The 22,457-nt window shown below is 72.8% G+C and carries 14 protein-coding genes; 7 read left to right on the top strand and 7 right to left on the bottom strand.

The features are described 5' to 3' along the window. Positions 1-60 precede the first annotated feature (60 nt). Entirely contained in the window at positions 61-3,324 is a 3,264-nt protein-coding gene (locus I5071_RS37300; protein WP_236518135.1) for a PD-(D/E)XK nuclease family protein, read from the top strand. Further along, positions 3,321-6,725: a UvrD-helicase domain-containing protein gene (locus I5071_RS37305; protein WP_236518136.1), complete on the top strand. Its 3,405-nt coding sequence runs from the start codon at positions 3,321-3,323 to the stop codon at positions 6,723-6,725. The genes I5071_RS37300 and I5071_RS37305 overlap by 4 nt, the downstream gene beginning before the upstream one ends. A 211-nt stretch (positions 6,726-6,936) precedes the next feature. Here the strand turns inward: I5071_RS37305 and I5071_RS37310 are convergent, their stop codons facing one another. After that, positions 6,937-9,342, bottom strand: a complete 2,406-nt coding sequence (locus I5071_RS37310; RefSeq protein WP_236518137.1) for an alkaline phosphatase family protein — start codon at positions 9,340-9,342, stop codon at positions 6,937-6,939. 463 nt (positions 9,343-9,805) lie between these two features. Here I5071_RS37310 and I5071_RS37315 point away from each other — a divergent pair, with 463 nt between their 5' ends. Beyond that, complete coding sequence (locus I5071_RS37315; RefSeq protein WP_236518138.1) at positions 9,806-10,234, top strand: hypothetical protein; 429 nt, start codon at positions 9,806-9,808, stop codon at positions 10,232-10,234. Between the two features lie 104 nt (positions 10,235-10,338). Here the strand turns inward: I5071_RS37315 and I5071_RS37320 are convergent, their stop codons facing one another. Next, complete coding sequence (locus I5071_RS37320; protein ID WP_236518139.1) at positions 10,339-10,689, bottom strand: four helix bundle protein; 351 nt, start codon at positions 10,687-10,689, stop codon at positions 10,339-10,341. A 314-nt stretch (positions 10,690-11,003) separates the two neighbouring features. On the opposite strand from I5071_RS37320, the gene I5071_RS37325 reads away from it, so the two are divergent. Continuing rightward, positions 11,004-11,696 carry an AAA family ATPase gene (locus I5071_RS37325; protein ID WP_419249687.1) on the top strand — a complete coding sequence of 231 codons (693 nt, stop codon included), beginning with the start codon at positions 11,004-11,006 and terminating at the stop codon, positions 11,694-11,696. Continuing rightward, positions 11,696-12,478, top strand: a complete 783-nt coding sequence (locus I5071_RS37330; RefSeq protein ID WP_236518141.1) for a class I SAM-dependent methyltransferase — start codon at positions 11,696-11,698, stop codon at positions 12,476-12,478. The genes I5071_RS37325 and I5071_RS37330 overlap by 1 nt, the downstream gene beginning before the upstream one ends. Here the strand turns inward: I5071_RS37330 and I5071_RS37335 are convergent. Together I5071_RS37335 and I5071_RS37340 are read right to left on the bottom strand one after the other, a co-directional pair. Further along, positions 12,458-16,135: a DEAD/DEAH box helicase gene (locus I5071_RS37335; protein WP_236518142.1), complete on the bottom strand. Its 3,678-nt coding sequence runs from the start codon at positions 16,133-16,135 to the stop codon at positions 12,458-12,460. The two genes, I5071_RS37330 and I5071_RS37335, sit on opposite strands and share 21 nt — an antisense overlap. Beyond that, a complete protein-coding gene (locus I5071_RS37340; RefSeq protein ID WP_236518143.1) occupies positions 16,132-17,112 on the bottom strand; it encodes a quinone oxidoreductase family protein in 981 nt (326 codons plus the stop codon). The genes I5071_RS37335 and I5071_RS37340 overlap by 4 nt, the downstream gene beginning before the upstream one ends. Before the next feature lie 65 nt (positions 17,113-17,177). On the opposite strand from I5071_RS37340, the gene I5071_RS37345 reads away from it, so the two are divergent. Then, positions 17,178-18,521 carry a hypothetical protein gene (locus I5071_RS37345; RefSeq protein ID WP_236518144.1) on the top strand — a complete coding sequence of 448 codons (1,344 nt, stop codon included), beginning with the start codon at positions 17,178-17,180 and terminating at the stop codon, positions 18,519-18,521. A 505-nt stretch (positions 18,522-19,026) separates the two neighbouring features. Here the strand turns inward: I5071_RS37345 and I5071_RS37350 are convergent. From I5071_RS37350 to I5071_RS37360, 3 genes are all read right to left on the bottom strand, one after another. Continuing rightward, entirely contained in the window at positions 19,027-20,037 is a 1,011-nt protein-coding gene (locus I5071_RS37350) for a hypothetical protein (protein ID WP_236518145.1), read from the bottom strand. Continuing rightward, a complete protein-coding gene (locus tag I5071_RS37355) occupies positions 20,034-20,417 on the bottom strand; it encodes a rhodanese-like domain-containing protein (RefSeq protein WP_236518146.1) in 384 nt (127 codons plus the stop codon). Before I5071_RS37355 ends, I5071_RS37350 begins: the two co-directional genes overlap by 4 nt. 73 nt (positions 20,418-20,490) lie before the next feature. After that, entirely contained in the window at positions 20,491-21,324 is an 834-nt protein-coding gene (locus I5071_RS37360) for a helix-turn-helix domain-containing protein (protein WP_236518147.1), read from the bottom strand. 40 nt (positions 21,325-21,364) lie between these two features. Between I5071_RS37360 and I5071_RS37365 the strand changes: the two genes are divergently transcribed. Further along, on the top strand, positions 21,365-22,450 hold the full coding sequence (locus I5071_RS37365; protein WP_236518148.1) for a hypothetical protein: 1,086 nt from the start codon (positions 21,365-21,367) through the stop codon (positions 22,448-22,450). Positions 22,451-22,457: the final 7 nt, after the last annotated feature.

Consider the following 22,457-nt stretch of genomic DNA (forward strand, 5'->3'; position numbering starts at 1 on the left):
GGCGCACGCTCGTGTCGCGTGCTCGCGCGCGGCACCCACGTGCGAGACTGCGGACCCCTGATGGATCGAAGGCTGATCGAGAGCGAGAGCGCGGCCTCGCGCGTGGCCAGCGCGGCCGCGTGGCTCGGCGCGCGTCGCGCGTCGCCGGTGTGGATCGTCGGCGCGCGTCGCGAGCCGGTGGACGTGCTGGTGCGTCGCGTCGCGTACGAGCAGGGCGCGGCGCTCGCTTGGGACCGCACCACGCTCGACGCGCTCGCGGGGCGCATCGCGGCGCGCGCGCTCGCGCGTCGGGGGCTCACACCGGTCGCGGGCACCGCGGTCGAGGCGCTCTGCGCGCGACTGCTGCATCGCATGCGGGCGCGAGAGCCGGCGCGGCTCGGTCGCTATGCCGCGATCGCCGATCGACCGGGGCTGCCCCGCGCGCTCGCGTCGACGCTCGAGGAGCTCGCGCATGCCGATCTCGCGCCCGAGGTGGTGCGCGCGCACGCCCCCGACCTTGCGGCGATCTACGCGGCCTATCGCGACGAGCTGCCGGCGCTCGGGCTCGCGGATCGCGCGACGGTGCTCGAGCACGCGACCGCGACGCTGCGCGAGGGCCGCGCGGTCGACGCCGATCGTGCGGTGCTGCTGCTCGACGTGCGGGTGCGATCGCGGCTCGAGGCCGATCTCGTGGCGGCACTGATCGCGCGCGCACCGAGCGCGCTGGTGACGATCCCGCGAGGCGACGAGCGCACCCGCGCGCTGCTCTGCGAGCGCATCGATCTCGCGATCGAGAGCGCGACGCACGAGGTCGAGGTCGCGCCGGCGCTGCGCGCGCTGCAGGCACGCATCTTCGAGGACGCGCGCGAAGCAGTCGCGAACGACGAAGCGGTCGAGATCCTCTCGGCGCCGGGCGAGAGCCGCGAGTGCGTGGAGATCGGGCGGCGCGTGCTCACCGCGGCGCGCGAGGGGACGCGCTTCGATCGCATGGCGGTGCTGCTCCGTGCGCCCGAGCGCTACGGCGTGCACCTCGCGGAGGCGTTCCGTCGCGCCGGCATTCCCGCGTCGTTCAGCCGCGGTGCACGTCGCCCCGATCCGACCGGTCGCGCACTGCTGGCGCTGCTCGCGTGCGCTGCCGAGGGGCTCTCGGCGCGGGCGTTCGGCGAGTACCTGTCGCTCGGCGTGGTGCCCGATGCCGAGGGCGGCGCGCCGCCCGGCGCGAAGGGCGCGCGTGCGCGCTTCGTGCCCGCCGACGAAGAGCTCGCGGCGACCGAGGACGAGGGCGACGACGAGAGCGGGCTCGCGCCGATCGACGAGGACGCGTACGACGAGAGCGCGCCGGTGCGCGTCGGCACGCTGCGCGCGCCGCGCCGGTGGGAGCAGCTGATCGTCGAGGCCGCGGTGATCGGCGGGCGCGATCGCTGGGCGCGCCGCATCGAGGGCGCGATCGCCGGCGCGCGCCGCGCCCGCGCGGATCTCGAAGATCCCGATGACGTCGAGGGCCGCCGCCACGCGCGCCGCATCGCCGATCTCGAGGCGCTGCGCGACTTCGCGCTGCCGCTGATCGACGCGCTCGCGACGCTCCCCGCGCGTGCGACGTGGGCCGCGTGGATCGACGCGCTCTCCGCGCTCGCGACCCGCGCGCTGCGTGATCCGCGCCGTGTGCTCGCGGTGCTCGCATCGCTCGCGCCGATGGGCGACGTGGGCCCGGTCGATCTCGCCGAGGTGCGCACCGTGCTCACGCCGCGCCTCCGTGAAGAGCCGGCGCGCGTCGCGAGCGAAGAGAGCGTCGGTCAGGTGCTCGTGTGCACGATCGAGGAGGCACGCGGCCGAGAGCTCGACGTGGTGTTCGTGCCCGGGCTCGCGGAGAAGCTCTTCCCCGCGAAGGTCGTCGAAGATCCGCTCCTGCTCGACGCGACGCGCGAGGCGATCTCCGACGCACTGATCACCCGTCGCGAGCGCGGCGCGGAAGAGCGCCTCGCGCTGCGCATCGCGCTCGGCGCGGCGAGCAAGCGCGTCGTCGCGTCGATCCCGCGCATCGACGTGGAGCGCGCGCGGCCGCGGGTGCCTTCGTTCTACGCGCTCGAGATCGCGCGTGCGATCGAGGGGCGCCTGCCTTCGTACGAAGAGCTCGGACGTCGCGCCGAGATCGCGGGCGCGGCGCGCCTCGGATGGCCGGCGCCCGATCACCCCGAGCTCGCGATCGACGCGGCGGAGCACGACCTCTCGGTGCTCGGCGCGCTCGTCGATCTCCCGCCCAAGGCGCGGATCGGGCGCGCGGCGTACCTCGTGGCGGCGAGCCCGATCGTCGCGCGCGCGCTGCGTGCTCGGTGGGCGCGCTGGGACAAGAAGCGCTGGCGCCCGCAGGACGGAATGGTGGAGCCCGAGGAGGGCGTGCGCGCGATCCTCGCCGAGCATCGCCTCGATCGCCGTGCGTACTCCGCGACCGCGCTCGAGAGCTTCGCGATGTGCCCCTACAAGTTCTATCTGCGCACGATCATCCGGCTCGAGCCGCGCGAGGTGCCCGAGCCGCTCGAGATGCTCGACCCCGCGCAGCGCGGGACGCTGGTGCACGCGGCGCAGTTCCGCTTGCTGGTGCGCCTGCGCGAGGAGGGTGCGCTGCCGCTCGTTCCGGCGTCGCTCGAGCACGCGCTCGTGGTGCTCGACGAAGAGCTCGATCGCGTCGCGCGCACCACCGCGGAGGAGCTCGCGCCCGCGATCCCGAAGGTGTGGGAGGACACGCTCGCCGCGGTGCGCCAGGACCTGCGCGAGTGGCTGCATCGCATGAGCGAAGATCCGAGCTGGGTCCCTTCGCGCTTCGAGCTCGCGTTCGGCATCCCCGCCGGCGACGAGCGCGACGCGGCGAGCCTGCACGACCCCGTGCCGCTGTCCATCGGCATGCGCCTGCGCGGTGCGATCGATCTCGTGGAAGAGCGCGAGGGCTCGCTGCGCGCGACCGATCACAAGACCGGCAGCGCATGGACCAAGCCCGGCCAGCGCGTGATGGGTGGCGAGAAGCTCCAGCCCATCCTCTACGCGCTCGCGCTCGAGGCGATCTTCCCGGAGCGCACGGTGTGGGGCGGGCGTCTCTACTACTGCACCGACAAGGGCCGCTACACCGAGGTCGAGGTCCCGCTCGACGACGACTCGCGCGCTGCGATCACGAAGGTGACCACGACGATCGATCAGCACGTGCGCGACGGGTTCCTCCCGCCCGCGCCGAGCGAGAAGGCGTGCAGCTTCTGCGACTACGCGGTGATCTGCGGCCCGCACGAGCGTCGTCGCACGATGCGCAAGGAGGGTGATCGCCTGGTCGGCATCGACTCGCTGCGGAGGATGCCGTGACCAGCCTCCCCGCCGATCACGAGGCGCGCGCCCGCATCGCGAACGACCACGCGACGTCGCTCTTGGTCGAGGCCGCGGCGGGCACCGGCAAGACCACCGCGCTGGTGACGCGCCTGGTCTCGATGCTGCGCACCGGCGCGTGCGAGCTGCGCGGCGTCGTCGCGATGACGTTCACCGACAAGGCCGCGGGCGAGATGACGCTGCGCCTGCGCGCCGCGCTCGAAGAGGCGCGCGCCGAGGCGAACGACGAGACCGAGCGTGCCCGCGCGGAGCGCGCGCTCGAGCAGCTCGAGACCGCGCGGGTGGGCACGATCCACGGCTTCTGCGCCGACTTGTTGCGCGAGCGGCCGGTCGAGGCGGGCGTCGATCCCAGCTTCTCGGTGCTCGCCGACGACGAGTCCGACGCGCTCGTGCAGCGGGCGATCGGCGACGAGCTCGGCACCGCGCTCGCGACGCCCGGCGAAGGGATCCGCCGCCTGCTCCGCCGCACCAGCCGGGAGCAGGAGACCGCGCGCGAGCGCCTGCGCGACGCGGTGCGCACGCTGATCGAGCATCGTGATCACCCCACGCCGTGGCGTCGTGATCCCTTCGATCGGGATGCCGCGATCGACACGATCCTGATCGACTTCGCCGAGCTCGCGGCGCTCGCGCCGAAGGCGACGACGCCCAGCGACTGGTGCGCGAAGAGTCTGTTGCTCTTCCAGCGCTTCATGGGCGACGTCGAGGTGCGCGAGCGGACGCTGCCGCGCGATCACGATGGGCTCGAGGCCGCGCTGGTCGACGTCGCGCGCAAGAAGGAGTGGGGCTGGAAGGGCGCCGGGAAATTCTTCGCGCCCGGCGTGCTGCGCGCCGACGTGCTCGCGAAGCGCGACGCGCTGAAGGCGAAGCTCGACGCGTTCCTCGTCGCGGCCGATGCCGATCTCGCCGCGTGCCTGTGGCGGGATCTGCGGCCGATCGTGCTGCGCTACGAGGTGCTCAAGGAGCGTGCCGGCGCGCTGGACTTCCTCGATCTCCTGCTCGGGGTGCGTCGCCTGCTGGTCGAGCACGCGGAGGTGCGGCGCGAGCTCCAGACGCGCTTCACCCACGTCTTCGTCGACGAGCTGCAGGACAGCGATCCGGTGCAGATCGACGTGGTGCTGCTGCTCGCGTCGGACGATCCGACGATCGCCGATCCCACCAAGGTGCGCCCGGTGCCGGGCAAGCTCTTCCTGGTCGGCGATCCCAAGCAGAGCATCTATCGGTTCCGCCGCGCCGACATCGCGAGCTATCGGCTGCTCCGAGCGCAGCTCGAGCGCGCGGGCGTGCCGGTGCTGCACCTCTCGACGAGCTTTCGCTCGCTGCCCGGAATCCAGCGGGTGATCAACGCCGCGTTCGAGCCCGCGATGCAGAGCGCGCCCGCGGGCGTGCAGGCCGAGCACGTCGCGCTCACCGAGTGGCGCGCGCCCGAAGAGAAGCGGCCCAGCGTGATCGCGCTCGGCATCCCGCGCCCCTACGACAAGACCGAGAAGATCACGAAGGGCGCGATCGAAGCGTCGACGCCCGACGCGGTCGCGGCGTTCGTCGCGTGGCTGGTGCGCGAGAGCGGATGGACGGTGATCGATCCGGTCACGAGCGAGCCCACGAGGGTCGCGCCGCGCCACGTGTGTCTGCTCTTCCGGCGTCAGGTCGGGTGGAACGACAGCGACGTGGTGCGCCCGTATCTGCGCGGGCTCGAGGCGCGACGCGTGCCGCACGTGTGGGTCGGCGGGCGATCGTTCCACGAGCGCGAGGAGATCATCGGCCTGCGCGCGATCGCGTCGGCGATCGAGTACCCCGACGACGCGCTCGCAGTGTATGCCGCGCTGCGCGGCCCCTTCCTCGCGCTGACCGATGCGGAGCTCTTGCTCTATCGCGATCGCGTCGGGCCGCTGCACCCGATGTCGAAGGTCGCGCTCGACTCGGTGGAGACCGCGCTGCGCCCGGTCGCCGAGGCGCTGCACCTGCTGCGTGATCTGCACCTCGGTCGGAATCGACATCCGATCGCCGACACCTTCGCGCGCTTCTTCGATGCGACGCGCGCGCATGCGGCGCTCGCCCTCGCGCACGGCGGCGAGCAGGTGCTCGCGAGCGCGAGCCGCATCCTCGATCTCGCGCGACGTTTCGATGCGCGCGGCGCGCTCTCGTTCCGCGGTTTCGTCGAGCTGCTCGAGGACCAAGCGGAGCGCGGCGAGGGCGCGGGCGGCGGCGAGAGCCCGAGCGGCGAAGAGGGCCAAGAGGGCGTGCGCGTGATGACGGTGCACAAGGCCAAGGGCCTCGAGTTCCCCGTCGTCGTGCTCTGCGATCCCACCGCGTCGACCGGCAGCTACGCGGATCGCTGGATCGATCCCAGCAAGGGCGAGGCGTTCTTCAAGCTCGCGGGGCTCACGCCGATCGAGCTGCGCGAGCGCGACGAGGCGGTGGTCGCCGCGAACGAGGCCGAGATCGTGCGCGTGACCTACGTCGCGGCGACCCGCGCTCGCGACCTCCTGGTGATCCCCGCGTGCGGCGATGCGCCGTTCGACGAGGGCTGGCTCGCGGTGATGAACCGCGCGATCTACCCGCCCCAGAGCGACTGGCGGAAGGGCGACGGGCGCGCGCCGGGGTGCCCGGCGTTCGGCGACGAGTCGGTGGTGTCGCGCTCGTTCGACGCCGAGAGCGCGGGCACGCAGTCGGTGAAGCCGGGGCTGCATCGATCGGTCGGCGTGGTGTGGTGGGATCCGCGCACCCTGCCGCTCGACGAGGAGCCCGCCGACGGACTGCGCAGCGACGACGTGCTGCGCGCGACGGGCGGCGTCGACGACGGGATGCGCGCCCACCGCGCGTGGCTCGACGCGCGCGCCACGGCGATCGAGGACGGCGCGATCCCGACGATCCTCGCCTCGACGGTGAGCCAGCTCGCGCGCACGCCGCGCGGTGAGGACGAGGCGCCGCACCTCGAGCGCGTGATGTGTGCTGTGAGCACACGACCGACGGGACGCCGCATCGACGCGCTGTTCCGCAGCGCGCTCGCGCTCCTGCAGGCGGGCGATGGAGACGACGTCATCGCCGCGATGGTGCGGGCGCGGGCGCGGGCGATCGGCGCCGATGCCGACGAAGAGGGCGCGGTCGTCGACGCGCTGCGCGCGCTGGTGCGTCACCCGTGGATCGCGAGCGCGAGACCGGCCGCGCGCGCGGTGCCGATCGTCGCGCCCGACGAGCGCGGGGTGATCGTCGAGGGGACGATCGACCTGGTGCGCGAGGACGCGGGCACGCTGATGGTGGTGCGCATCGTGATGAGCGAGGGCGACCCCAGCGAGGCCCAGCGCGCCGAGGCGACGATCCTCGCCGATGCGCTGCGCGGGACGACGAAGCGCACCGTGCGTGCGGCGCTCCTGGTGGTGTGAGGGTCGAACGCCAGCGCTTCGGCGAGAGGCGCGGGGTGGTGGGGGCGTCGGCTTGGTAGAAGTCGCCCAAGCCCTCGTGCCACGACGTGATGACGATGCTGGGCGTCTCGCAGGGCGACAACATCGACCGCGGGACCGTGCAGCCGTATTGACGGCACGAGGGCGCTCCACGACGCAGCCATCGTGGGCACCCTCGTCCTCGCGGCGCGATTCAGCGCGTTCGACCGATCAGGCCGCCGCCGCCGCCGAGCGGATCGAGCACCGTACTGATCACGCGCTGAGGCCGGCGGACCGGATATCTCTCTCGCGCGACCCGCAAGAGATCGTGGAAGTCGCGCGAGCCCGGGGCGATTCTGCGTAGCGCGACCGGCTCACGCGCCGCCACGGCCTCGGGGATCGGGATGCTCGGTCGATCGGTGCGCGGCGCCGCGAGCGAGAGCAGCGGCTCGACGTCGTTCGCCTCGCGCACTCGCGCGCCGAGGTCCGGCGGGTTGGCGGCGCAGAAGCGGCGCACGATCGTCTTCAGGATCGACGTGTGATCGAGCACGTTGTCGAACGCGCGGCGCCGCTCGACCCACGGCGAGATCACGAAGCCCGGGACCCGCGGGCCGTACTCGTCGACGCCGCACACGTCGACGGCGGCCGGCGGTTTCACGTGGTCGTAGAACCCGCCGTGCTCGTCGTAGGTGAGCAAGAACAGCGTCTTGTCCCACTTCGGCCCGCGCATCAGCGCGTCGACGACTCGGCCGACGAAGCGCTGTCCGTTCCGCACGTCCGCCGGAGGATGGTCGTCGTTGCCCGGAGGAACGTCGATGTAGTCGGGATCGAGGAACGCGACCGAGGGCAGCGTGCCGGCCGCGACGTCCTCGAAGAAGCGGGTCGCCGGCAGCACGTTCTCGACGTCGCCGAGGAAGTTGTGGAAGAGGCGCAGGAAACAATAGCCGTGCTCGTAATATCTCCAGCTCACGCCTCGCGACTTCAGATGATCGAAGATGGTCTTCGCGAGCACCGGCGCGAATAGATCGAGATCGGGATTGTCGTACTCGAATCGCCCGAACGAGTCGCGATTGAGGCGTCCGGTGACCGTGTAGAACCGATTCGGCCAGGTCGGCCCGGGATGCGCGGAGAACCAGCGGTTGCAGACCGCGAACTCCTCCGCGAGGAGGGAGTACACCGGGAGCTGAGCACCGGTGTGATATCCCATCACCGATCCCAAATCCGCCCCGCGCGACTCGTATCGATGGGCGAAGTCGGCGACGAAACCGCCCATGTCGCCCTGCACCTGATTCAGCACGCAGTCGAAGTCGTGACAGGGACTGTGCTCGAACGTCGTCGACGCGAGCGGCGCGGGCGTGTAGACGCGCGACTTGTACACGTTGCGCTCGTCGCCGCGATATCCGTCGATGTCTGCGCGGCCGGCGAGGCGCAGGTGGCCGAGCATGTGATCGAAGGATCGATTCTCCATCATCACGACGACGATGTGCTCGATCTTCGAGAGATTGCCCGGGACGAGAGGCGGCTGCGGGGTCTCGGGGAAAGGATCGACGAGCGTGCCGACCGCGGGCTCGACATAGGTGATCACGATGTCGGTGCCGTCGAGGCCCACGTCGCGCACGTCCCAGAGCCCGCCGATCAGCCAGCGCGTGAGGACCTTCGACATCGTGTGCTGGAGATCGATCGCGAGCAGCGCCTCGGTTCCCTTGCTCTCCAGCGTCTCTTTGACCTTCTGCCGCGCGATTCCGTTCGGCCCGTTGTTGAGCGTCGCCTTCACGTCGGCAGTGACGGTCGGTCGGACACCGACCATCCCCGTTCCCCCGAACGAGGTGCGCACGAGCGCGAATTGCACTCGTAGCTCGAGCTTCTGGAGGTCGACGTCGCCGAAGTTGTTGAGTCGGATCTCGACGCCATCGGTCTCGAACCCGAGCTCCACGGTGATCGCCGCGGTCTCGAGCGAGCTCGACCCCGGACGATTGACGATGATGGCGTCGATCTCGATCGAGTTGGAGTTGAGGTCGTGGATCGATATGTCGGGATTGAAGGGGCCGGGAAGGTCAGCCTCCAGGTGCCCGAGGTCTTTGACGAGTGGCGGAATCCCGTGGAGCTCGGCGAGATCACGCGCGATCGTCACGCGGAGCTCGTGCCCGTGCACCCGCAGCTGCACGAGCGGGTCGCGCCGGTCGTTCACGAATTCGTCGAACTTGCGGCGGAAGAACGCGAGCGGGAGGCGGCGCGAGAGAATCGATCGCTGGCTCGTATAGCGGACCTCGATCACGCACTCACGCTCACGCGCGCTCCCGTTCTTCACCCGCACCGAGTAGTTCGACGCGAGCTCGGGCACTGCGTAGGTCATGGACCCGTGCCCGGTCGCGACGACGGTCGCGCCCCGTACGATCTCGACGTCGAGCTCGATCTCGCGGACGACGGGCTCCGGCTCGACGTAGTCGTCTCCTGGCCTCGGGCGCGGGCGCGGGCGCGGGCGTGGCGGCGTCTCCTCGACGACGGCAAATGCCCGCACTGTGAGCGGCCCCGGCGCGACCGGCGGCAACGCGAACGACTCGCCGCCCCGCGGGCCGATCGGGCCCCCGAGGGTCGTGGTCAACACGGCGTAACTCGGCATGAATGTCTCCTCCGAGTACGCGGGTAACATACGAGGGAGCTTTGCCGACAGTCTCCGGGGCGGGACGGGAGCAGCTCGGATCAGAGCGCGCAGCGCGAGAAGGTCGGGGTCTGCCGACACCGTCGTGCTCTGCTCCGCGCACGCGACCGTCAGCGCACGCCGCCCGGCCGGGTCTGCGCCATCGCTCCAAGAGCCTCGAGGCGAACGCGCCGTGGCCCGACCACCGGGTCACGTCGGATGTCACCCGACACGCTTCCGTGATTGCGTCACAGATCGCATCGCACCCGCGCGATCCGTAGGGCTTCCCGCGGACTCGCAACGCGGCGGTGATACGCCGCCCTTCGCGTGCGTACCTACGTGTCCCCTCCCATGCGCTCCTTCGCCCGCGCTTTGCGCGTGTGCGCGCGGTGCGCGTCGTGCGTGTGGGGGAGGGCGCGCGCGGGGCTCACGTATCGAAACGACGATGCCTCGCCACCTGCTCACCGCGCTCGCACTCGTCGTGTCGTTCTCCGCGTTCACCGGCGTCGCGCGCGCCGACATCACGATCTATCGCGACGGCTCGCGCTGGGCGGTGATCGAGGACGACGGCGACGTGTACGTGAACGGCTCGCGCGCCGGCGTGATCGAGGACGACGGCGACGTGTACGTGAACGGCTCGCGCGTCGGGCTGGTCGAGAGCGACGGCGACATCTACCGCGACGGCTCGCGCATCGGGCAGATCGAGAGCGACGGCGATCTCTACGTGAACGGCTCGCGCGTCGGACAGATCGAGAACGACGGCGACATCTACCGCAACGGATCGCGGTGGGGTCAGGCGCAGGGCTGCTGTGTGAGCGCGAGCACCTACCAGCGCGTGGCCGCGGTCCTGCTCATGTTCTCGAGCGGCTTCTGAGCGAGAGCGCGTTCCGAGGCCGAGACCGAGACCGAGGCCGAGTCCGAGTCCGACGAGCCGATGCGAACGATCGTCGCCTCGGCCCGGACGGTCCCTCGGCGCGCTCAGGTGCCGCAGCGCTGACGCATTCGCCAGATCATCGCGAGCACGCGATCGAGATCCCGATCGATCTCTTCGCACACCGCGTCATCGAGGTGTCGATACAGGCGCGCGAATCGCAGCGCGCGACGCAGCTCGCTCGCGCTGCCTGCTGCAGTCTCGAGACGCAGTCGTCGATTGCCGCGCGTGTTGTGTCGCTGCTCTCCGAGATTGAGCAGCAGACTCCCTGCTGCGCGCTCGATCTGATCGGCGAGCCATCGGCTTCGCGTCCTCAGCCGCTCGGCATTCTCGCCCAGTCGCGCGACCGCGCGTTCGGCCACCACCTCGACGTCCAGCACACCATCGTTCCCGCTCATTCTCGCCCTCCTCGCTGGCTCTCTCCGGAGCACGCACCGCGAGGGCGAAGCCCGGTGCTCCGGAGAGAGACGGCGGGGAGGAAAGGGTCCCATTCGCGCGCTCTCTCCGAGCCGCGCACCTTCCGCCGACGAAGCGCGCACCGCTCGTGACGCCCGTAGTCCGGCGGCGCGAGCGATGCGCGCCGGCGGCGCATCCGAGCCCTCACTCACGCGCTTCGAGGACTCGGACTCGGACTCGGCCTCGGCCTCGGCCTCGGACTCGGTCCTCCGTGCTAGCGTCCTTCGCGGTGCTGCAGTTCCTGCGTCACGTCGAGATGCTCTGGGACACCGTTCCCGATCGCGGCGCGTATCCCTTCGCCATCCCGGCGATCGCGAAGCTCGAGCGGCTCGAGCTGCACCCCGAGGTGACGTTCTTCGTGGGCGAGAACGGCTCGGGCAAGTCCACGCTGCTCGAGGCGATCGCGATCAAGGCGGGCTTCAACCCCGAGGGCGGCACCAAGAATTTCACCGGCGCGTTCCGGCCCAGCGAGTCCGAGCTCCACGCGCACCTGCGCCTCGCGCGCGGCGCGACGCGCGAAGAGCGTGGCTTCTTCCTGCGCGCCGAGACGATGTTCAACGTCGCGACCCAGGCCGAGTCCTATTGGGCGTCGCGCTCGCTGCACGAGATGTCGCACGGCGAGTCGTTCCTCTGGGTCGCGATGAACCGCTTCGGACGTCGCGGCCTCTATCTGCTCGACGAGCCCGAGTCCGCGCTCTCACCAACTCGACAGCTCAGCTTCTTGGCGCGCATGAGGCAGCTCGTGCACGCGGGATCGCAGTTCGTGATCTCCACGCACTCGCCGATCCTCCTCGCGTATCCCGGCGCGCGCATCGTCCAGCTCGGCGCCGACGGGATCGACCTCGTGCGCTACGAAGAGACCGAGCACTACGCGGTCACGCGGCACTTCCTCCAGGACCCTGCCGCGAGCCTCGAGCGCTTGTTCCGCGACATCGAGGAGGAGGACTGATGCGACACCGAGACGGGAGCGCGGGCGACGCGGACTACGGGCGCATCGGGATCGGATACGCGTCGCATCGCCGCCCCGATCCACGCATCGCGGCGTGCATCCTCGACGCGCTCGGCGACGCGAGGACGGTGCTCAACGTCGGTGCGGGCGCGGGCTCCTACGAGCCGCGCGATCGCGACGTGACCGCGGTCGAGCCCTCGGCCTCGATGCGGGCCCAGCGCCCCGCCGATCTCCCCGCCGCGATCGACGGGACCGCGGAGTCGCTGCCCTTCGACGACGACACGTTCGACGCGAGCATGGCGACGTTCACCGTCCACCAGTGGAGCGATCTGAGCGCCGGGCTCGCCGAGATGCGGCGCGTCACCCGCGGCCCGGTGCTCGTGCTGAGCTGCGATCCCACCGCGCTCGATCGCTTCTGGCTCGCGCGCTACGCGCCCGAGGTGATCGCGACCGAGGCCCGTCGTTATCCCGCGATCGACATGCTGGTGCACCTGCTCGGCGCCTGCGACGTGATCTCGGTGCCGATCCCGCTCGACTGCACCGACGGATTCGGCGAGGCGTTCTACGGGCGCCCCGAGCGCCTTCTCGATCCCGAGGTGCGGCGCGCCCAGTCGGCGTGGAGCTTCGTCGAGCCCGCCGCGATCGAGCGCGCGACGCGCGAGCTCGCGCACGATCTCGAGCACGGCATCTGGGACGCGCGCTACGGCGCGCTGCGCACCGCGCCGACGTTCGACGGCTCGCTGCGGCTCGTCGTCGCGCGATCAGGTCAGCGCGATCAGTGACTCCAGCGCGTCCACGTCGAGCGCCCCGATCGGCGCGCCCTCGGTGATCACCGCGCCCGCGAGCTTGCGCTTGTCGTCGTGCATCGCGAGCACGCGCTCCTCGATCGTGCCCTGCGCGACGAGCCGCACGATCGTGATCGGTCGCTCCTGACCGATGCGGTGCGCGCGATCGCTCGCCTGATCTTCGGCGGCGGGGTTCCACCAGGGATCGAGGTGCACGACGTAGTCGGCCGCGGTGAGGTTGAGCCCGGTGCCGCCCGCCTTGAGCGAGATCAGGAAGACGCTCGCCTCGCCGCGCTGGAACCGATCGACGCGCCGCGTGCGCTCGCCCGCGGGGGTCGCGCCGTCGAGGTAGAGCGTCGAGATCTCCGCCGCATCGAGCGCCCGCTGCACCAGCGCGAGGTGCCGCGTGAACTGGCTGAACACCAGCACGCGATGCCCGCGGGGCACGATGTCGCGCAGCAGCTCCACCAGCGCGTGCAGCTTCGACGACTCGAGCCGCTCGTCCTCCACGACGAGCTGGGGATGACACGCGAGCTGGCGCAGCCGGGTGATCTCCGCGAGCACCCGCACCGTGCGCTCGCTGCGATCACGCTTGGCGAGGGCGCGCCGCGCCTGCTGCACCGCCCCGTCGTAGAGCGTGCGCTCCGCGGGCGAGAGCTCGACCATGTGCAGCACCTCGGTGCGCGAGGGCAGCTCCTTCGCGACCTCGCGCTTGGTGCGCCGCAGGATGAACGGCGCGATCAGCGCCCGCAGCGTCGCCGCGCGCTCTTCGTTGCCATATCGCTGGATCGGCACCGCGAAGCGCCCTCGGAAGCGCGCCCACGTCCCCAGCAGGCCGGGCGCGATCAGCGAGAACAGGCTCCACAGATCGCCGAGCTGGTTCTCGATCGGCGTGCCCGAGAGCGCGACCCGGAACGCCGCGTCGATGCTCGCGACCGCGCGCGCCCGCTGGGTGCGCGCGTTCTTGATCATCTGGGCCTCGTCGATCACCTGGGTGGCGAAGCTGCGCTCGGCGAACCGCTGCTCGTCGCGCAGCAGGAGATCGTACGAAGTGAGCACCACGTCGCCGGGGCCCATCGACGGGTCGTCGCGATCCGTCCTCACCCGCAGCGAAGGCGCGAACCGCGCGAGCTCGCGCGCCCAGTTGTCGACCACCGAGGTCGGCGCGATCACCAGCGCCGGTCCGAGCGACGCGCGCGCCTCGAGCAGCGCGATCGCCTGCACCGTCTTGCCGAGCCCCATGTCGTCGGCGAGGCACACCCCGGGCGCCCACGCGCTGCGCGCGATCAGCCAGGCCACGCCCTCGCGCTGGTATTCGCGCAGCCGCACCTGCCACGCGGGACCGAGCTCCACCTCCGCGTCGCTCGAGCGCGCGCGCTCCATCCACGCGCCCGTGATCTCGTCCGCGGGCTTCGTCCACGCGCCGACCTCGCGATCCCAGTACGGCGAGGCCGCGCTCGGGATCCGCACCTCGCCCGACGACTCGATCGTGCACAGCTGCGCGCGCTGGAGCCGCTCGAAGAGATCGCGCTCGATCTCGACGTGATCGTTCCCGCTCACCCGCACGAAGCGCTCGCCCCGGCGCGCCGCATCGAGCACCCGCGACACCGCGAGCTCGGCGCCCAGCACCACGATGCGCACCCGCCCTTCGACCGTGAGCCACGAGCCCTTCTTGCGCAGCTGCAGATCGAGATCGCTCGCCCGCACGCTCGCGCTCACCTGGGGGATGCGTCCTCGCTCCGCCCACTCGATCTCGAGCACGCCGCCGAGGCGCGATGCGCGCGAGAGCACCTCGAGCGCGTCCTGGGTCGCCCCGATGCGCCACGAGAACGGCTCGAGCCGCATGTGGCGCGCGAGCCCGAGCGCCTCGCTCACCCGATCCGCGACCTCGCGCTCCCACGCGAGATCGCGACGCGCGTGCACGTGCACCGCGTCCTCGAGGCCGTGCACGATCGCGGGCCCCTGACCCGGCGGCCAGGGCGGCGCCATCGGGAGCGCGCGCGCCGCGATCGTCACGTCGATGCCCTCGTCGAAGCTCGGCACCACGCGCAACGAGAGCGTGCGCGGCGCCTCGCGCGCGCTGCCCCGCACCACGTCGGGCGCCGAGACGCGCGCGACCTGCTCGATCGACGCGACCCACGGCGCGAGCGCGGGATAACTCTCGGGCGGGAGCACCCCGCGGAACGTCGCGAGCGCGGCGAGCAGCCGCCGCAGCGGCGCGGTGAGCGCGGTGAACCACAACGTGCCGCTCGCGCGCTCCTCGTGGAAGAGCAGCGTCGTGTCGCGCTGTCGCTCGCCCGCCGCGACCACCGCGCCCGCGAGCCGCACCTTCGGCACCACCCCGCCCGGCAGCTCGTCGAGCACCACCTCGACCTGCCGCTCGACCAACCGCAGCGCGCCTTCTGCGAGCACGTGCGGATGCTCGGCGAGCACCCGCAGCAGCGCGACGTCGGCGCCCACCAGCTGCGCGCGGAGCGTGCGCGTCGCGAGCGTCATCACGTCGAGCACCCGGCGATCACGATCGGTGCACACGCCGCTGCGCGACGCCTCGAGCGGCGAGAGCAGGCGTCCCGCGGTCCATCCGCCGTCGGGCTGGGCGCGCTGCGCGATCACCCCGACCAACACTCGCTCGCCCTCCACGCGCACCCGGAACGCGAGGCGCTCGCCCGCGCTCGACGGGCTGGTGATCGCAGGCTCCACCACCGCGTCGAGGAAGCGCCGCCACGAGGGCACCGCGACCAGATCGCGCATCGTGGCGTGCAGTCGATCCTGCTCGTCGAGGCACGCATCGAGCAGGCGCGCCGCGAGCGCGCGCACGTGGATGCAGCCCCCGCGCTTGCACTGCTCGCACTCGCCCTCGATCGCGCGCTGCTCGTGCCCGGCGAGCCGCAGCCGCACCGCGATCGGCGCCGCCGCGCCGACGATCGCGCCCCGCGCGACCCCGCTCTCGTCGTCGACGCTCACCGGACGCGCCGGCAGGAAGCGCACCGCGTGCAGCGCGAGCAGCTCGGTCCCTGCGACGCACGCCCGCAGTCGCTCGCCGAGCGTGCGCAGCGGGCCCTCGGGCAGGGCCCGCGACCACAACGCGGTGCGCGCCGCGAACGCCGCGTGGGACGCCGCCTCGCGCATCAGGTGATCGCGCGCCGCGTCCTGCACCCGGTGCGTCGCGAGCAGGCTCTCGCGCTCGCTCGTCACCCGTCCGATCGCACACGCGAGCAGCGACGCGCGCCGCGGGATCACGTCCTCGTCGTCGACCAACACCTCGCGCGCCGGGCGGCTCAGCTCGCCGAGCAGCTCGTACTGGCGCGCCCACACCAGGATCGCGTCGACGTCGCGCGGCAGGGGCGGCACCCGGGTCAGACGCGCAGGATCGTCGGCGCCTCGCGGTCCCGCGCCGAGCCAGCGACGGATCTGCGCGCGCAGCAGATCCTCCTCGCGCGACGTCGCGCTCTCCGACACCCATCGCTCGAGCCGCTCCTCGTCGAGCAGATCGCGCAGCGAGCTCGCATCGCCCGCTTCGTGGATCGCGCGCAGCAGATCGTGCGCGTCGTCGTCGTCGACCCGCGCGCGCAATCCGTCGAGCGGCGCATCGAGCAGCGCGGGATCGGCGCAGGCGAGCAGCTGCGACGCGAGCTCGGAGAGCGACGAGGTCACGACACCGTGAGGATCACGCTGCCGGTGGTCGCGCGCGACTCGAGCGCGCGGTGCGCCTCGGCCGCGTCCTCCAGCGCGAACGTCGTGGTCGGTGCGGCGCCGATCGCGCCGCGCGCGATGCGATCGAAGAGCGCCTTCGCGCTCGCGAGCAGCTCGGCGCGCGACGCGACGTACGCGTTGAGCGAGGGCCGCGTCACGTAGAGCGAGCCCTTCGCGCTGAGCACGAGCAGGTCGAGGGGATCGGGCTTGCCCGACGCGTTGCCGAACGACACCAGCAGCCCGCGCGGCGCGAGGCAGTCGAGCGATCGCATGATCGTGGTGCGGCCCACCGAGTCGTACACCACCGGCACCCCCGCGCCGCCGGTGATCTCGCGGGTGCGCGCGACGAAGTCCTCGCGGGTGTAGACGATCGTGTGGGCGCATCCGTTCGCGCGCGCCTGCTCCGCCTTCTCGTCGCTGCCCACGGTGCCGATCACGATCGCGCCGAGATCGGCGAGCCACTGCGACGCGATGGTGCCCACACCGCCCGCCGCCGCGTGCCACAGCACCGTCTGTCCGCGCTGCACCGCGAACGTGCGCTGCACCAGGTACTCGACGGTCATGCCCTTGAGCATCGAGGCCGCCGCGACCTCGTCGGAGATCGCGTCGGGCAGCGGGATCAGTCGATCGGCGGGCACCAGGCGACGCTCGCAGTACGTGCCGACCGGGCCCGACGCGAAGCCCACTCGATCGCCGACGCGCACGTCGGTCACGCCGGGCCCGATCGCCTCGACGACGCCCGCTGCCTCGCTCCCGATCGTGGCGGGCAGCGGCATCGGGTAGAGCCCGCTGCGATGATAGGTGTCGATGAAATTGACGCCGATCGCGGTGTGGCGGACCCGCGCCTGACCGGGGCCCGGCTCGCCGACGTCGATCGTCTCGAGACGCAACACCTCGGGCCCGCCGGGAGTGTGGATTCGGATCGTGCGGCTCTTCATCGCCGTGCGAATGGTAGAGGATCGCCTCGCTGGCAACCCGCGCTCCGGCGCGCATAGGGATCCGAGTGTCCTTCTCTCGTCACCGCTCTCTCCGCACTGCCGCCGTGCTCGTGATCGCGCTCGCTCTCGGGTGCGGCACGCGCGACGACGAGCAGGCTGCGCTGCCCACCGCCGATCGTCCTCCTCCCGCGTCCACGACGCATGCGGAGCGACGTGATCCCGACGTCGGGCGCGTCGATCCCGAAGCGTCCGAGCCGCTGCTCGACGAGCTCGGCATCGCGCCGACGCCCGAGGAGGAAGCCGCCGCCGAGGCGATGCCGGGACCGCTCGCGCCGCGCGCGGCGCCGCCTCGTGGGTGCGCGCTGCAGTCGGAGGCCCCGATGCGCCTGCTCACGGCAGGAGGACCGCCCTCGATCGTCGCGCTCGACGACGGTGCGTTCCTGGTCGCGGCGTACGATCAGCAGGCGCTGGTCGTGGTGCGGGCGCGACCGGGCGCGCTGCCCGAGCCGATCGCGTCGATCCCGATCGAAGGCGCGCCGCCGCGCGAGGCCGCGCCCGGCATGGCCCGCACCGGGCCGCAGGAGGTCACGCTCGCGTTCGTCGACGGGCGCGGGCGCGTGCTGAGCGCGACGCTCGATCCGACGTTGCCCGCGAGCGCACCGAGCGCGCACGAGCTCGCGAGCGCGGGGGCCGATCCTCGCTTCCCGCCCGCGGTGCGCGCGGTGGGGACGCGGCGCGCGATCGCGTGGACCGATGGATCGGCGACGCCGATGCACCTCAAGCTCGCGGTGCTCGAGTCGGGGCGCGTGGTCGCGACCCACGACGTCACGCCGGTCGCGGGGGGCGGCGCCGCGCCCGCGTTCGTCGACGGAGTGGGCGACACGATGTTGCTGTTCCTCGATCCGCGGGTCGGGATCTCGGTGGCACATCGGGTGGTGCTCGGGCCCGACGGCGCGCCGAGCCCGACCGAGGTCGCGCGGCCGCTCAACCTCGCGGCGGAGCCCCCGGCGATCGCGGCGGCGCGCTCGAACGTCAGCGGGCGCACCTGGCTCGCGTATGCGGCGGTGGGCAACCTCGCGACGCGCGCGGTGGGCCTGGTCGACGCGGCGGGCACCGAGATGCCCTCGCCGCTGGTGCCGGGCGTCGGGTACGGCGATCCGCTGACCATCGCGGCGGCGTCGAGCGGGCGCACGGTGGTGTTCGCGGCGGAGGCGCCGACCGCGGCGGCGCGCGAGGCCCCGCACGAGATCCGGATGCGGGTGGTCGACGAGCGCGGGGCCGGCGATCCGATGGTGATCCCGGGCCCGGCGACCGATCCCGCGCTGGCGCGGGGCGACGACGCGCTGATCGCGGTGGCGTACCGGGGCGGCGGCGCGGTGATGGTGCAGTTCGCGCGTTGTGCGGAGTGACCGCGCCCGTCGGGCGGCGGCGCAGACCCCGGTGCGTCGCGCCGAGCGCGGTGCGGCGACGCGGTGCAGGGCGCCGCGTCGTCGCCGGTGACGGTCGAGCGCGCCGCGCGGCGCTCGGAGCGTGGCCCGAGAGCGGCCCCGAGAGTCGTTCCGGGACGCTGACACGCTCCCTCGAGCGCTCTCGGGGCGCAGTCCGGATCTCGGTCGAGCCCCCCGGGACGCTCGGAGAGCTCGTTCTTGGTCCCGGACGCGCTCGCTCGAGGGCTCTGGCGGGGCTCTCCGGGTCCCGGACACGCCTGGCCGAGCGCTCTGGGGGAAGATTCCGGATCTCCGACGTGCCTCCCCGAGCGCTCGGACCTTCGCGGGCGTGCTCCGGAATCGCGCTCCAGGACGCTCGGAGGGACGATTCCGGCTCCCGACGTATCGATCGTGGGCCGTGTGGAGGTCGTCGGCGCCTCTCGGACGAGCTCGCCGGGCCGCGCGGTGGGCGCCGGCGCGGCCCCGATCACGCGCCCTCGTCGCCCCACGGCCGCGCGAACGCATGACCGCACAGCGCCGACGAGGGCACGACCCGGTGCAGCGCGGGCACGTCGTGGCGGTGGTCGGCGGCCGCGCGCTCCAGCGCCATCGAGACGAGCGCCTCACCGCGCGACCACGCATCGCCGCGGGGGATCGCCTCGAGGTCGAGCTCGCGGACTCGCTCTCGCAGCCCGGGCAGCCGCGCGTGGTAGGGCGACCAGCAGTCGGGCGCGACGGCCTGGGCGCTCCACGCGAAGACCCCGCGCGCGTCGCGCACCACGACGCCGAGGGTGCCCGCGGTGAGCCCCGGCGCGCGCACCACCGCGACGCTGCCGTCGATCACGACGTCGCGCTCGAGGGGCTCGAAGCGCGCCTCGGCGACCCGCGCCCGCACGTCGCGCACGAGGTGGGCGCGCTCGAGATCGTCGGGCACCGCGGCGCTCGCGAGCTCGGTCGCGCTCACGATCCAGCGGGCGCGGGGGAGCACGCTCTCGCGCGGTCCCTCCATGCCGTCGCCGTGTGCGGTGCCGACCAGCGCGCGCAGGTCCTGGCCGCGCAGGTGGGTGAGGATCGCGACGTCGATGGTGTCGGCCTCGACCCCGATCGACGCGAGCGCGGCGCCCACGCTGCGGCCGTGGGCGAGCGCGCGCTCGCTGCGGCGAGGGTGCGCGTCGGCGAGCCAGGTGCCCCACGGGGTGCGGGCCCACGCGCCGGGCTCGACCGGATCGACGACCACGCGCGCGCCGCTCGCGAGCTCGAGGAAGAGCATGCGTCGCTCGAGCTCCATCCACCGCACCGGCGCGCGCAGCGATCCATCGAGCGCGACCTCGGCGCGCACCGGCGCACGATCGAGCACGAGCACCTCGACGCGGCGTGCTGGAGGCGCAGCGCGCAGTCGCTCGCCGAGCGCCTCGCCGGCGAGCCGCATCGCGCGGAGGCGCGCCCCCGCGGGCACGCTCGCGCGCGCCGCGTCGAGCTCGGTGAGCGTGTCGATCATCCGCGCTTCGCCGCGATCTCGCGCCAGCTGTGGCCCGGCTGCGCGGCGGTCTCGGCGGGCAGCCCCGACGCGCTCCATCCGGGCTCGGTCGCGTTGCCGCCCCAGCCCGCGCGCTGATCGACGACGTGGGTGTAGCCCGCGGCCTCGAGCAGCCCGAGCGCGCGCAGCGAGCGCCCGCCGGCCTGGCATCCGACGACGATCTTCGCGTCGCGCGCCGGGAAGAGCGACTCGATCGCGCCCACGAGCTCGGGCCCGAGCGGCACGTTGTAGGCGCCCGCGGGATGTCCCGCCGCGTACTCCTCGGGCGTGCGGACGTCGACGTAGACCCAGCCCTGATCGATCAGGCCCTTGGCTTCCTGCGGGCTCACACGCTTCGGCATGCGCGCAGTCGTACCACGCCGTCCACCCTGGAGCGGCGCGCGCGACCGTGCTCGCGCGTCGTGCCCGACCCGCTCAACGGGTGCGGCGCGACGCGCGGAACGCGCCCGGCGTGGTGCCGCGCAGCTTGCGGAACAGCGCGACGAGCCGCCCCGCCGAGCCCGCCCCGATCGCGGCCCCGATCGCCGCCAGGTCGAGCTCGGTGCCCTCGAGCAGCTGCTCCGCGCGCGCGACGAGCCGCTGCGCGCGCTCCTCCCGCAGCGACGTCCCCGCCGACTCGAGGTGACGCTGCAGCGAGCGCACGCTCGTCCCGAGCTTCCGCGCGAGCTCGCGCGTGTCGAGCCGATGATCCTCGTCGAGCGCCGCGCGCACCCGCCGCACCACGTCGGGTGCATCGAGCAGCGTCCCGCGGAGCGCGTCGTAGTCGGCCTCGAGCGCCGGTACGCCGAGCCATCCGAGCGCGTCGCGCGCGCTGCCGAAGGCGCGCAGGCGGTGCCCCTGCGCGGCGATCTGCATGATCCCGAGCGTCGCCGCGCTCGCGAGCCCGCTGCCGTGCAGGATCGCGTGCGGGCCGGTGCGCGCGGTCCACGCGCTGCGCCGCTCGGCGAACACTCGGACCATCCGCTCGAAAGCGAGCAGGTCGATCGACTCGAGCGCGCGCACGTCGACGAGCGTGGGGTCGGGGCCGAACGGCGTCGCGAGGTGCGCGTCCCACACGCTCTCCATCGCGAGCACGTCGGACTCGTCGGGTCGGCCCCAGAAGATCGTTCCGTGCACGCGCAGGCTCGACTGCCAGAACGCGAACGAGCGCCGCACGAGCACGTGATCGCCGCACGCCTCGAGCAGCGGCGCGAGCTCCGTCGTCGGGGTGAACGTGATCCGCGCCATCGGGTTCTTCGGACGCGCCATCCTCCGCCAGCGCGCGCGAGACCGAGCGTACAACGCGGGCATGTCGAAGAACTCGCTGCTGCTGCTCGCGTGCGTGCTCGTCTCGACCGGGTGCCGCGACGAGGACCCACCGCCGGCCGACGCCGGCGCGATCCTCGGTGACGGCGGAGCGCCGCTCGACTGCGCGGGCCTGCTCGCGTGCGCCGCGGGGTGCCCCGACGACGCCTGCGCCGACGCATGCGTCGCGCGCACGACGCCCGACGGCGTCTCGCGCGCGAGCGCGCTCGTCGCGTGCGCGGAGCGCGAGGGGTGCGGCGACGACTCGTCGTGCCTCGAGGCGCGCTGCGCGGCAGAGATCGCGACGTGCACCGGCGGCGCGCCGAGCGAGCTCGACTGCGAGGCCCTGCTCGAGTGCGCCGGGGCGTGCGCCGACGACGCGTGCGCCGACGCGTGCGTCGCGAGGGCCACGCCGGAGGGTGTCGGCGAGGCCTCCGCGCTGCTCGAGTGCGTGGAGCGCGAGGGGTGCGGCGACGACTCGTCGTGCATCGAGGCGCGCTGCCCGCGCGAGGTCGCGGCGTGCCTCGACGTGCCGATCGAGCCCGGCGGCGACGGGGGCGTGCCGACCGACCCGTTCCCGGTGCGCATCGTCGGGACGACGCGCGACGACACCACCGCGCTGGGGCGGGTGCTCGACTCGAGCTCGAACGGCACGACCGTGTTCGTGCGTGACGACGCCGCGGGCGAGGCCGCGGGCTATCCGATCGGGATCGTCGCGTTCTATCGCCTCGAGAGCATCACCTACCGCGCGACCCTCTCGGGCACCTCACCCGGCTGCACGTACTCCGCCGACTTCACCGAGACGTTCACGTCGCCCGACCCGTTCGAGACCAACCTGATGATCGAGCGCGCGGCGGGCTCCGACGGCCTGCACGGCTACGGCTTCGCGATCGGGCTCGACGTGCTGCATCCCGACGGCGAGACCATCGTGTGCGACCTGACGGGCACCACCACCGACGACTTCGGAGCGTCGCACCGCGTGGTCCACGGCATCGACGAGCCGCGCACGGATCTGCGCACGTTCACCGGTACCTACGTCCAGGGCGACGGGGTGCGCACGATGACCTGGGACCTGCGCGCCGCGGACTGATCGGCGA

The sequence above is a fragment of the Sandaracinus amylolyticus genome (genome assembly GCF_021631985.1).
GTDB lineage: Bacteria > Myxococcota_A > Polyangia > Polyangiales > Sandaracinaceae > Sandaracinus > Sandaracinus amylolyticus_A.